General features: G+C 74.2%; 11 protein-coding genes. 1 reads left to right on the top strand and 10 read right to left on the bottom strand.

Going from position 1 to position 11,254, the window contains the following annotated elements; all coding sequences use genetic code 11:
* Nucleotides 1-98: 98 nt before the first annotated feature.
* From BLS43_RS21175 to BLS43_RS21195, 5 genes are all read right to left on the bottom strand, one after another.
* The gene (locus BLS43_RS21175) at nucleotides 99-1,526 is read right to left on the bottom strand and encodes an LCP family protein (protein WP_245707645.1); all 1,428 of its coding nucleotides are present in this window, start codon (nucleotides 1,524-1,526) and stop codon (nucleotides 99-101) included.
* A gap of 31 nt (nucleotides 1,527-1,557) precedes the next feature.
* Nucleotides 1,558-2,379 carry a polysaccharide deacetylase family protein gene (locus tag BLS43_RS21180; RefSeq protein WP_093087926.1) on the bottom strand — a complete coding sequence of 274 codons (822 nt, stop codon included), beginning with the start codon at nucleotides 2,377-2,379 and terminating at the stop codon, nucleotides 1,558-1,560.
* 99 nt (nucleotides 2,380-2,478) lie between these two features.
* Nucleotides 2,479-3,459 carry a cytochrome c oxidase assembly protein gene (locus BLS43_RS21185; RefSeq protein ID WP_093087845.1) on the bottom strand — a complete coding sequence of 327 codons (981 nt, stop codon included), beginning with the start codon at nucleotides 3,457-3,459 and terminating at the stop codon, nucleotides 2,479-2,481.
* Nucleotides 3,460-3,469: 10 nt separating this feature from the next.
* Nucleotides 3,470-3,718, bottom strand: coding sequence for a hypothetical protein (locus BLS43_RS29525; RefSeq protein ID WP_143030145.1), 249 nt, complete (start codon nucleotides 3,716-3,718; stop codon nucleotides 3,470-3,472).
* Nucleotides 3,715-5,691 carry an ArnT family glycosyltransferase gene (locus tag BLS43_RS21195; RefSeq protein WP_093087933.1) on the bottom strand — a complete coding sequence of 659 codons (1,977 nt, stop codon included), beginning with the start codon at nucleotides 5,689-5,691 and terminating at the stop codon, nucleotides 3,715-3,717. The genes BLS43_RS29525 and BLS43_RS21195 overlap by 4 nt, the downstream gene beginning before the upstream one ends.
* A 238-nt stretch (nucleotides 5,692-5,929) precedes the next feature.
* On the opposite strand from BLS43_RS21195, the gene BLS43_RS21200 reads away from it, so the two are divergent.
* A complete protein-coding gene (locus BLS43_RS21200) occupies nucleotides 5,930-6,112 on the top strand; it encodes a YegP family protein (protein ID WP_093087848.1) in 183 nt (60 codons plus the stop codon).
* Between the two features lie 100 nt (nucleotides 6,113-6,212).
* On the opposite strand, the gene BLS43_RS21205 is transcribed toward BLS43_RS21200, so the two are convergent.
* The 5 genes from BLS43_RS21205 to BLS43_RS21225 form a co-directional block, all read right to left on the bottom strand.
* Nucleotides 6,213-6,518 carry a hypothetical protein gene (locus BLS43_RS21205; protein WP_218129923.1) on the bottom strand — a complete coding sequence of 102 codons (306 nt, stop codon included), beginning with the start codon at nucleotides 6,516-6,518 and terminating at the stop codon, nucleotides 6,213-6,215.
* A gap of 275 nt (nucleotides 6,519-6,793) precedes the next feature.
* Nucleotides 6,794-7,609, bottom strand: coding sequence for a maleate cis-trans isomerase family protein (locus BLS43_RS21210; RefSeq protein ID WP_093087850.1), 816 nt, complete (start codon nucleotides 7,607-7,609; stop codon nucleotides 6,794-6,796).
* Nucleotides 7,609-10,059, bottom strand: a complete 2,451-nt coding sequence (locus tag BLS43_RS21215) for a xanthine dehydrogenase family protein molybdopterin-binding subunit (protein ID WP_093087853.1) — start codon at nucleotides 10,057-10,059, stop codon at nucleotides 7,609-7,611. Before BLS43_RS21215 ends, BLS43_RS21210 begins: the two co-directional genes overlap by 1 nt.
* 1 nt (nucleotide 10,060) lies before the next feature.
* Nucleotides 10,061-10,588 carry a (2Fe-2S)-binding protein gene (locus BLS43_RS21220; protein ID WP_093087856.1) on the bottom strand — a complete coding sequence of 176 codons (528 nt, stop codon included), beginning with the start codon at nucleotides 10,586-10,588 and terminating at the stop codon, nucleotides 10,061-10,063.
* Nucleotides 10,585-11,254 (bottom strand): 2,5-dihydroxypyridine 5,6-dioxygenase NicX family protein (locus tag BLS43_RS21225; RefSeq protein ID WP_483880048.1); only part of this gene is annotated, 670 nt, incomplete at its 5' end. The genes BLS43_RS21220 and BLS43_RS21225, both read right to left, overlap by 4 nt.

The following is an 11,254-nucleotide window of genomic DNA, read 5'->3' on the forward strand; positions in this document are numbered from 1 at the left end:
CACCCCGGCCGAGTACGCCCGGTACGAGACCGGGGCGGCGCCTTGCCCACGAGCGGCTGGATCCCCCGATTCCGGCCCCAACGTTCCTGGACGGGGCACTAGTTCACGCAGGGCACGCCCGCCGCCGTCAGCGGTGGGGTCGCCGGTGGGGTCGCCGCGCCCGTGGGCGCGGTGTGCGCAGTGGGTGCGGTGGGCGCGGTGGGCGCAGCGGGCGCAGCGGGCGCGGTGTAGTCGGCGCCCAGCCGGACCACGAGCCGGTGTGCGGGCACCGAGGGGTCCGCGACGACCGGGATCCCGCCGAGGTCGCCCGCCAGCACCGCGGCCGCGGGGTCAGCGGCGGTGTGCGCCCGGACGCTGGACGTGCGGGTCGCCCCCGTGGTGGCGGTGCTGCCCGCGGTCGCACCGTCCGCCACCGCCAGCGCCTCGACCTGGGCGGCGAGGCCGGTGCGGGTGGTGCCGTTCAGCGTGTCCACGGTGGTGCCGCCCAGCCCGGGTGCCGCCGGTGCCGGGTCGTCCGAGCCGGTGGCGGGCGCGGTGAGCCCCGCGACGAACGCACGCACGGCCGACGGGTCGACCTGCACCGCCTCGCCGTCGGACGGGGTCCGCAGCGCGAGGCTGCCGGTGGGGATGGTGCGGAAGTCGATGTTCCCACCCGAGAGGCCCTGGGCCTGGGTGGCGAATCCCAGCACGTCCCAGCCCTGGTCGAGGACGACGTACCGGTCCACCGCCGCGACCAGCCGCGACAGCGTCCCGGGGTCGGCCAGGGTGTGCGCGGACAGCAGCTCGTGGGCCAGGCCCGCCATGAACGCCTGCTGTCGCACGATCCGGTCGAGGTCACCGCGGGGCAGGCCGTGGCGCTGACGCACGAAGGCCAGCGCCTGCGCCCCCTGCAGGGTCTGCGGACCCGCGGGCAGGTCCACCCCGGAGTAGCTGTCACGGGCGGGCGCGTTCAGGCACACCGGCACCCCGCCCAGCACGTCGGTGATCTCCGCGAACCCCACGAGGTTGATCTCGGCGAAGTGGTCCACCGAGGCGCCGGTGAGCTGCTCGACGGTGTCGACCAGCTCCCGCCTGCCCGCCTGGTCGGCCTGCGTCGTCAGGTCGGCGCCCTGGACCCCGGACGCGCCGAGCCGGGCGAGGGCGTCGGTGCGGGCCCGCGCGTACGCCGAGTTGATCTTGTGACGGCCGTAGCCGGGGATGTCCACGTAGGAGTCGCGCGGGATCGAGATCGCGGTGGCCTGCGCGCTCGGGTCGTCCGGGATCCGCACCAGGATCAGTGTGTCGGTGTTGAGGGTGCCGGTGTCGCTGCCCGCGTTCAGCTCGTCGAGCACCTGCTGCGGCAGCGGGTTCCCGTGCCCGTCGGTGCGGCTGTCGAGGCCCACGAGCAGGATGTCCGTCGCGCCGTCGGCCGACCGGGCGCCGCTGAGCACGTCGCTGGTCGCGAGCGAGCCCGTCAACGAGTGGTACACCGACCAGCCGTAACCGGTCAGGACCAGGACCAACGCGGACAGCGCCGCGACCGCCACCCGCAGGAGGGGGGCCCGGCGCCGCCCGCGCTCAGGCGGTGCCGGTGGCACGGCTGGTCCCGAACATCTCGTCGAGGGTCACCGGCGTGAGCCCCCGCTGCCGGATCAGGTCCGTGATCTGGTCGAACAGCCCGAGCACCGTGGGGTGGTTCGCGTGGCCGAGCACGATCCGCCCCGGCGTCAGGTACTTCTCCGCCTGCGACATCAGGAACTCGGGGGTGATGGTCGTCGAGTCCGAGTAGGAGCCGTTCCACAGCACGGAGCGGGTCCAGCCGGCGTCCGCCGCGATGCCGTCGACCCGCGCGTCGTGCAGGCCGTACGGCGGGCGGTAGTACGGCCGGGTCGTGATGCCGAAGACCCGCTGCACCCAGTCCTCGTTGCGGGCGAGCTCGGCACGGACGTCGCCGTCGGCCAGCGTGGTCAGCTTCGGATGGGTGAAGGTGTGGTTCATGACCTGGACCTGACCGGCGGCGACCAGTGGGGCCAGGACCGCGGCGTGCGGCTCCCACTCCCGCGCGTAGGTGCCGTTGGGGCTGAAGGTCAGGTGGGTCCCGGTCCGGCGCGCGAACTCGACGTACCCCGCCACGCAGTCCGCGCAGGTCCCGTCGTCCACGGTCAGGGCGACCCGGGAGCCGTCGGCCGATCCGGAGGAGACCGTCGTCGACCGACCGGGCACCGCGGCGGGGATCGGCGGCAGCGCGGGGACCGCCGGGGCCGCCGGTGTGGGGGCTCCGGCCGCCTGCCCGCCGCCGGTCTCGGGCGCCGAGCAGGCGGCCAGGCCGAGGCCCAGCAACCCCACGAACGCCCGCCGCGGCAGGCCGCGCCTGCTCCCGTCCCGACACCCGGACCCCATGCCCGACCTCCCGTCGCCGATCACCCGTGCCGGAGGGTAGGAGCGGCGTCCCCACCGTTCGGTCAGCGGCGGGTTAACGCACGGCAAGACGCGGCCGGGTCACGGCAGCGGGCGCCGGAAGCGGTCGGCGAGCTGCGGGTCGTCCTCCCACCACAGCCGCGACGGGACCGCCTCGGACCCGTTGTCGGACTCGTTGTCGGACTCGGCGTCGGACTCGGCGTCGGCTGCCGCGGACGCCCGGTCCAGCTCGGCGTCCACCCGGCGGCCGTGGGCCTCGTCCTCGCGGGCCATCCGGGCGACCACGACGCCGATGAACGGCAGACCCACCACGTCACCACCCGCCCACAGCACGCCGGCGCCGAGGACCTGGTCGGTCCGCAGGTCCGGCCCCCACTGCCTGCCGAGCGCGGCGTAGAAGCCGACCGCGATCAACGGCCCGAGCCACACCACGAGCCCGAGCACCGCGTCCCCGATCATCTCGACGATCGTGATCGCCAGGGTCACCAGGTGCGACCCCGCACGCGGGACGGGATCGATGCGAAAGCGCGTCCAGAAGTACACGAACCCCGACAGCACGAGCGCGGTGCCCGCGGCCGCCGACACGGCGGCGCTACGCAGGGTCTGCTCGTAGAGCGGGCTGAGGTAGAGCACCAGGATCGGCACCACCAGCACCAGCGAGACCACCGGCGGCAGGGTCGCCCACACCGCCGGTCGGGAGTGCAGCACCCGGCTGCACCACCGCCGCGCCCCAGCGGGCATCGTGGCCGCCAGCAGGGTCAGCGGCGCGGCGGCGGCCAGCAGCATCGGGACGACCATCAGCAGCAGGATGTTCTGCGCGGCCCGCACCCAGAACAGCACGTCGGAGTACACGCCGAGGAACGAGCACCCGACCACCAGCAGCAGCACCACCGCCACCGCGGCGCACCACGACCGGGACCGCGGCCGGCCCGGGCACCGCCGCACCCCGGCCGCGTAGCCGCCGCCCAGGACGGCCGCCACCGCGACGACGCCCGGCTCGAACCGCCACGCCGTCGCCACCCGTGCCCAGGTCAGCGGCGGGACCGCCGCGAGCGCACTCACCGCCGGGTCGTCAGCGCATCGCGCGACGCCGGACCGCCCCGACGACACCGGTCGCCACGAACAGGACGATGCCCACGATCGCGAGCCAGAACAGCGACTTCACGATGAATCCGACAACCACGACGACCAGCCACAGAACCAACAACGCGACGATGATCCCCATCGTGACCTCCTGAGTCGATCGGTCGGCGCCCTCGTCGGCACCGTCGTCGAGTCTGCTCCGGACGGGCCTGCGGTGCAGGTCGACGGGCCGGCTCATCGGGCGGCCAGGTCGTAGACGGTCTGTCCGCCGACCGTGTCGGCAGCGTAGTGCTGCTGGACCCACTGGGTGATGGCCGCACCCACCCCGCCGCCCCGGGTGCCCCCGCCCTCGGGCAGGACGAGGTAGTGGACGAGCCCGGCCTGGACGTCGGTCTGGAACTCGGCGAGCGTGGGGGCGCGATCCGACCCGGTGAACCCGCCGAGGGCCATCACCGCGGTGCCGCTCGCCAGCTCCAGCGAGGCCGCGGCCGACGAGCCGACGGTGGCCGCCGACCAGCGCGTCCCCGCGGTCTCCAGCAGCGTCGCGACCTGTCCGTTCGGGACGGCGTCACCGAACCCGCCACCGCCGGCGGCGAGCCGCGCCCGACCGGCGGCGGCCGCCGCTCCCCCGGCCGCACGGAAGGCGGCGCCGCCCGTGGCGACGGCCGGCCCCGCGGTCACGCCGCCGCCGCGGTGCGGGGTGAGCGCCGTCTCGACGGCGTAGGCGGCCGGACCGGCCACGCCGACCACCACCGCGGCGGCCAGCACCGCGACCCCGAGCCGTCCCCGCAGGGCCGACGGGACCGCGAGCACGATCCACAGCAGGAGTCCGAGCACCACACCGAGCAGCAGGACGGTCCAGCGCAGCCACGGCAGGAACTGCGGGGTCCGGTCCAGCAGCACGAAGGACCACACCGCCGTCACCACGGTGGTGCCGGTGAGGACGAGCCTGCCGAGGAGCGTCGCCTGGGCGAGCCAGGCCTGCCTGCCGCCCACCACCACGAGCCCGACGATGCCGGGCACCAGCACGAGCGTGTAGTACGGGTGGAAGGTGCCCTGCATGAGGCTGAGCACCACCGCGCCGACCACGGTCCAGCCACCCCAGAGCAGCAACGCGGCCCGGGTGAGGTCGGTGCGCGGACTCCGCCGGGTGAACCACAGCCCGGCCACCAGCAGGATCAGCGCCGCCGGGAGCAGCCAGGAGACCTGTCCGCCGACCTGGGACTCGAACATCCGCAGGATCCCGGCCTGGCCCCCCATCCCACCGAAGCCGCCGAAGTCGCCGACGCCACCGCGGCCGCCGGGCCCGCCCGCGGCGTCGGCGGCGTCCGCGGCGGCCGCGGCGCCTGCCCCGCGACCGCCGAACAGGCCCTGGCCGAAGATCCGGCCGAGGCCGTTGTAGCCGAAGGCCCGGCCGAGCTCGCTGTCGTTCGTCGAACCGCCGATGTACGGGCGGTCGGCCGCGGGCCACAGCGCGACCGCGAGCACCCACCAGCCCGCGCCGACCACGATCGCCGCCCCCGCGCCGAGGAGCTGCGCGATCCGCCTGCGGAGCGCCGTCGGCGCCGCCCACAGGTAGGCGAGCGCCGGCCCCGGGACGACCAGGAAGGCCTGCAGCTCCTTGGCCAGGAACGCGAACCCGATCGCCAGCCCGGCGAGCAGGATCCACCGGGTGCTCGCCCGCACCAGCGCCCGCACCGTGCAGTACCCGGCCACCACCAGCAGCAGCACCAGCAGCGCGTCCGGGTTGTCGTACTTGAACATCAACGCCGCGACGGGGGTCAGGGCCAGCAGCGCCCCGGCGAGCAGTCCCGCACCCGGTCCGGCCACCCGCCGGACGGTCGCCCACAGCAGCGCGACCGCGGCGACGGCCATCAGCGCCTGCGGCACCAGCATCGCCCACGAGGAGAACCCGAACAGCCGGGTGGACAGCTCCATCACCCACAGCGAGGCGGGCGGCTTGTCGACCGTGATCAGGTTCTCCGGGTCCAGCGAGCCGAAGAACAGGGCCGTCCCGCTGCGCGTCCCCGCCTGCACCGCGGCCGCGTAGAACGAGTTGCCGTAGCCGGTGGCGCCGAGGTTCCACAGGTACAGGACCGCGGTCCCCGCCAGCAGCGCCCCCAGCGCGGGCCGCTCCCACCGCGGACGCCCGGGCCGGGCGGGCGGTGCCGCCGGTCCGGGCTCGTGCCGCTCGTCCAGAGTGACGCCCACCGTGACCACCTTCGACGTGTCGGAGAGCGACGCGGGGACCCGCGTGCCGTGGCACGAGCCTCGCCCGGCCCGGTGTCGATCCGTTGTGCCGCGGCTGTGGGTCTGCTGTGGAGATCGGCCGTCCGTCCCCTCTCCCCTGCCGTCCTCCGACCCGGTCAGGTCTCCAGCCTGCCGCGTTAGGCCATTCGGCCTAGCCTGGCGCCGACTACCGCTCGTCCACTGCAGACAGGAGAAGCCGATGGCAGGCAAGTTCGAGATCTACCAGGACCGCGCCGGGAAGTACCGCTTCCGGCTCAAGGCCTCCAACGGCCAGATCGTCGCCTCCGGCGAGGCCTACGAGTCCAGGTCCAACGCCAGGAAGGGCGCCGAGTCCGTCCAGAACGCCGCGGCGGGCGCCACCATCGTCGAGGTCGAGTCCTGACCGAGTGCGGCGCGCCCGGGAACACGGGCGCGCCGCGGGGCTCGGCCGAGTGCCTGCCTCGGGGCCGCGGTCGAGCACGGGGACCGCGGCCCGCCCCCTCCTACGCCACCGCGGCGCGGACCACGGCGGCGAAGCCCTGCGGATCCCGGGTTCTGCGGATCTCGGGGACCGCTTCGGCGGGCACGCGGACGAAGGTGACCGGCGCGAACTCGAAGGCGGCGTCCAGGTCGCCCGCCTCGACCAGCTCCCGGTAGGTGGCGAGCCCCGCACCGGCGACCGGCCCGTCGACGGCGAGCGGCGGCTCGAAGAGCACCAGGGTGCCGTCCAGCCCGCGCTTCTCGGCGCAGGCGAGCGTGCAGAGTGCGCCGAAGGAGTGCCCGAGCAGGTGGGCTCCCGGCCCGGCCACCGCCATCATCGCGGCGATGTCCGCGACCTCGGTCGAGAGGTCGTCGGCGGCGCCGCTGTCGCCGCTGTCGCCGCGTCGCCCGCGGCGACCGCCCCCCTCTGCTCGATGTGCGGGCCGAGGTTCTGCTCGATGCGGATCACCCAGGACGTCCGGGCGTACGCCGAGGAACAGGGGCTGACCAGCCAGGAGCGATCGAGGCCGGGATGGCACAGGAGGCGGCCCGCTTCCGGGACGGGGACGGCGCGCTCCACGTCCCGCTCGCCTGAGACCCGCCGTCATGCCCCTTCGGCCTCGTGCGCCGACGCGCCGGCCAGCAGTCGGCCCGCGCCGGCGATGGCGGGCGTGTGGCCGAGGGCGGCCAGCACCTCGTAGGCTGTCGCGGTCGCCGCGGTGATCACCGGCAGGCCCAGTTCGTCCTCGACCCGCTGCACCGCGGGGAGCGAGGGCATCTGGACGCAGGCGGACAGGACGATCGCGTCCGCGCCGCCCCGGCGCAGGCCGCGGGCGATGTCCGGGAGCCGCTCGGGGTCCAGTCGGCCGACGGCGAGGTTGTCCGGCACCTCGAGGGCGACGGCGTCGAGGACCTCGATCCCCTCCCCCTCGATGTACTCCCGCACCATCCGGGTCAGCGGCGCCATGTACGGGGTGACGATCGCGACCCGGGAGTAGCCGAGGCCGCGCAGCGTCCGGACCAGGGCCCCCGCGCTGCTGACCACCTCGGCGGGGTGCCCGTTCGCCCGCGCCGCGTCCGCGATGACCTGCTCGGACTCCTTGTGCGCGCCCGGGCCCTGCGCCATCACGGCGACCAGGCAGGCGTAGGCGATGACGTCCACGGCGGCGTCGGACACCGCCGTCGCGCAGTCGGCGGCCCGGTCCACCATGGCGAGGAGCTCCTCACGGGTGACCTGCTTCATCGCCGCGCGCGCCGAGTGGAAGGTGTAGCGGTGCCCGGTGGCCTCGCTCTGCCTGCGGAACAGCTCCGGGAGCTCGGTCTCCATCGTGGTGTTGGAGCTGGGCACGATCAGGCCGATGCGGGAGAGCCCGGCGGGGGCGGGCACGGCGCAGGTCGGAGCGTCGGGGTTCGCGGTCATCAGTACTCGGTTCCTCCGTCGGGCAGGTCGGCCGGGGTGGGCGTGAGCGCGGGTTCACCGGCGGCCGGGCGGCCCGCGAGCGCGCTCCAGATCGCCTCGGGCGTGATGGGCAGGGCGGTCAGCTCCACGCCGTGGTCGGCGAGCGCATCGCACACCGCGTTGGCGACGGCGGCACCGGGCGGGATGGTGCCCACCTCGCCGACGCCGCGGACGCCGAACGGGGTGACCGGCGAGGGCACCTCGGTGTGCAGCAGCTCCACCGGCGGCAGGTCGGCGGCGGTCGGGACGAAGTAGTCCACCATGGAGCCGTTGACGAGCTGGCCCGTGTCGGCGTCGTAGCGCAGCTCCTCGCTCAGCGCCGCGCCGAAGCCCTGGGCCAGCCCGCCGCGGACCTGGCCCTCGACGATCGTGGGGTTCACGACCGTGCCCCCGTCGTGGACAAGGACGAACCGCTCGACCTCGAACTCGCCGGTCTCCGGGTCGACGGCCACCTGGGCGGCGGCGGTGCCGAACGAGTACGCGGCGTCCGAGGGCTCGAAGTGCGCGGTCGCCTCCAGGCCGGGCTCCTCCTCCGGGGGGAGCCCCTGGCCGGTGATCGCGGCGGTGTAGACCCTCGCCAGCGGGACGGCGCGGGTGGAATCGGCCCGCACCCGGGCCACCGAGCCGGCGATCTCGACGTCGTCGGCGGCGGCGTCGAGCTGCCAGGCCGCGATCCGCCGGGTCTTCGCGGCGAGCTCCTCGGCCGCGGCGCGCAGCGCCCCGGCGGCGGCGATCATGGTGCGGGAGGCGAAGGCGCCGGTGTTGAGCGGGGACGACGCGGTGTCCCCGGCGTGCACCCGGACCGCCTCGTAGCCGGTGCCGAAGACGTCCGCCACGACCTGCGCGAACGCCGTCTCACTGCTCTGGCCCATCGTGGACACCCCGGTGTAGGCGTCGATCCCGCCGGAGCGGTTGGCCCGCAGGGTGACGCTCTCGTGGGCGCCGAACACCGAGCCGCGGCGGGCGAGGAACCGGGCGCTCGCGTAACCGGTGCGCTCCACGAACGAGGCGAACCCGATCCCGACGAGCCGCCCGTCCGGCCGCGGGGTCCGCCCGCGGGCACGGTGCCCGGCCCAGTCCACGGCCTCGGCCGCCATGCGCAGGCACCGCTCGTAGTCGCCGCTGTCGTAGACGGCCCCGGTGGGGTTCCTCCACGGCAGGTCCGCCGCGGTGACCATGTTGCGGGCCCGCAGCTCGACGGGGTCGAGGTCGAGCCTGCGGGCGAGCCGGTCCATCAGCCGCTCGTAGGCGAAGTTGACCTCCGGCTGGCCGTAGCCGCGGTAGGCCCCGACCGGCGTCTTGTTGGTGAGGGTCACCCGGCGCTCGGTGTACCCGTCGTCGACCTTGTACGGCCCGTTGAAGACCACGCTCGACAGCTGGGCGGAGCCGAAGGGCGAGTTCCAGCCGCCGATGTCCGTGGCGTAGACGTTCGTCATCGCGAGGATGCGGCCGGTGGAGTCCGCGGCGATGCGGTAGTCGTGCACCGACTCGCGCGCGTGCGTGCTCCCGCGGAAGTGCTCGGCGCGGTCCTCGGACCACTTCACCGGCCGACGCAGCGCGATGGCGTGCAGACAGGCCAGGACGTCCTCGGGGAACACCCCCAGCTTCTGCCCGAACCCGCCCCCGACGTCCGACGCCACGGCCCGGACCTCGCTCTCGTCGAGCCGCAGCGTCTCGGCGAGCTGCTTGCGGATCAGGTGCGGGACCTGCGACGAGCAGTGGACGGTGAGCTCGCGGGCGCCGGGGCGCCACTCGGCGACCACTCCCCGGGTCTCCATGGGCAGCGCGGTCACCCGGTTGATCCGGAACCGCCCCTCCACGACCACGTCCGCCTCCGCGAACCGGGCCTCGGGGTCGCCGCTGCCGTCGGAGTTCGCGGCGAGCAGGTTGGAGTCCAGCACCGACGGGTGCAGCACCGGGGCGTCGGGCTCGAGGGCGGCCAGGACGTCGACGACGTGCGGCAGCGGCTCGTAGGTGATGTCCAGGAGCTCGAGGGCGTCCTCGGCGACGTGCCTGCTGCTCGCGACGACGCTCACGACCGGCTGGCCCTCGTGCGTGGCGACGTCCTGGGCCAGCGCGTAGTACGGCAGCGTCGGCGCGCCCGGCACCGGACGCAGCACGGTGAGCGCCTCGGTGTCCCGGCGGACGTCCGCAGGCGTGAGGATGTGCTCGACCCCCGCGAGCGCGGCCGCGGCGCTCGCGTCGACGTGGGTGATGCGGGCGTGCGGGTAGGGGCACCGGGCCACGGCCATGTACAGCACCCGGGCCGGTTCGACGTCGTCGGTGAAGCGGCCGTCGCCCCGCAGCAGCCGATCGTCCTCCTTGCGGAGCGGCGAGGTGCCGATCACGCGCGGACGGCCGCCCGCCTCGTCCGCGCGGGCGCCGGTGGCCGGGTCTTCGAGAATGGTCATGTCAGCCTTGCGTCGCGATGGGGTCGGTGACGGCCTGCGGGTGCTCCGCGAACCAGCGCTCGATGGCGGTCACCACGGTGTCGTAGCCGGTGCACCGGCACAGCACGCCGGCGATCTCCTCGCGGATCTCGGCGCGGTCGGGCCTGCCACCCTGGTGGGCGAGCGCGGTCGCGGTCATCAGGAACCCCGGGGAGCAGAAGCCGCACTGCAGCGCGTGCTCCTCCTTGAACGCCTGTTGCAGCCCGTTGAGCTCGTCGCCCTCCGCGAGGTCCTCGACGGTCCGGACGCTCCGGCCGTCGAGCTGGCAGGCGAGCATCAGGCAGGACTTGACCGCCTCTCCGTCCACGATCACGGTGCACATCCCGCACGCGCCCTGCTCGCAGCCGACGTGCGTGCCCGTGAGCCCGAGGTGCTGGCGCAGGAAGTCCGCCACGTGCAGCCGGGCGGGGACGCTCGCCCGAACCTCCCGTCCGTTCACGGTGGTGACCGTCTCGACGAGCAGCTCGGAGGTGTTCTCCACGCCGGTCATCGCCTGGCCACCGGCTTCATCTCCGGGACGGTGAGCTCGCCCGCGTCGACGATCAGCTCGTCGTCGAGGTAGAGGCTGTTGCCCCGCATCGGGATGTCGAAGTGACACGCCGTGTCGTTCGGCCCACCCAGCTCGTTGTTCGGGCCGATCGAGAACATCACGTTGCCGTAGAAGCTGCGCAGCTCCATCCCCATGCCGCCACCGAACTGGGTCAGCCCGTGCCAGTGCGCACGCTCGTCCAGACCCCACCCCACATGCGACATGCCGTAGCCGCGCGGGTCGTCGAACGAGCGGATGTAGGAGCTGAGCAGGTCCGCGTCCAGCCCACCCCGGATGTCGCGGATAAACCCCTGCTCGATCGTCAGCTCCACCGGCGCCTGCACATAGGTGTTGAACGGCAACAACACATCCCCCGGCGCCAACACGATCCTCCCGTCCACCCCGTCGTCCGCCCCACCGGTGAACACGAACGCCGCAGGCCAGTGATCCCACCGACCCGGCTGGTCGGTGTAGCCGTACTCCGACAACGTCGGATACACCCCCAACCGGTAGGTCACATCCGTACCGTGCGGACTGGTGATCCGCATCGTCTGCGCCTTCGCCAACAACTCCGCCCCGATCTCCACCCGCTCCCGCAACTCACGAGTGGGCATCAACCGAGCCAAC

This window comes from Pseudonocardia oroxyli, from assembly GCF_900102195.1.
GTDB lineage: Bacteria > Actinomycetota > Actinomycetes > Mycobacteriales > Pseudonocardiaceae > Pseudonocardia > Pseudonocardia oroxyli.

Coding starts and splice junctions, on each gene's coding strand:
- BLS43_RS21210 (WP_093087850.1), bottom strand. CDS start 7,609: ATGACCGCGAACCCCGACGCTCCGACCTGCGCCGTGCCCGCCCCCGCC.
- BLS43_RS29525 (WP_143030145.1), bottom strand. CDS start 3,718: ATGAGCCGGCCCGTCGACCTGCACCGCAGGCCCGTCCGGAGCAGACTC.
- BLS43_RS21200 (WP_093087848.1), top strand. CDS start 5,930: ATGGCAGGCAAGTTCGAGATCTACCAGGACCGCGCCGGGAAGTACCGC.
- BLS43_RS21220 (WP_093087856.1), bottom strand. CDS start 10,588: ATGACCGGCGTGGAGAACACCTCCGAGCTGCTCGTCGAGACGGTCACC.
- BLS43_RS21180 (WP_093087926.1), bottom strand. CDS start 2,379: ATGGGGTCCGGGTGTCGGGACGGGAGCAGGCGCGGCCTGCCGCGGCGG.
- BLS43_RS21215 (WP_093087853.1), bottom strand. CDS start 10,059: ATGACCATTCTCGAAGACCCGGCCACCGGCGCCCGCGCGGACGAGGCG.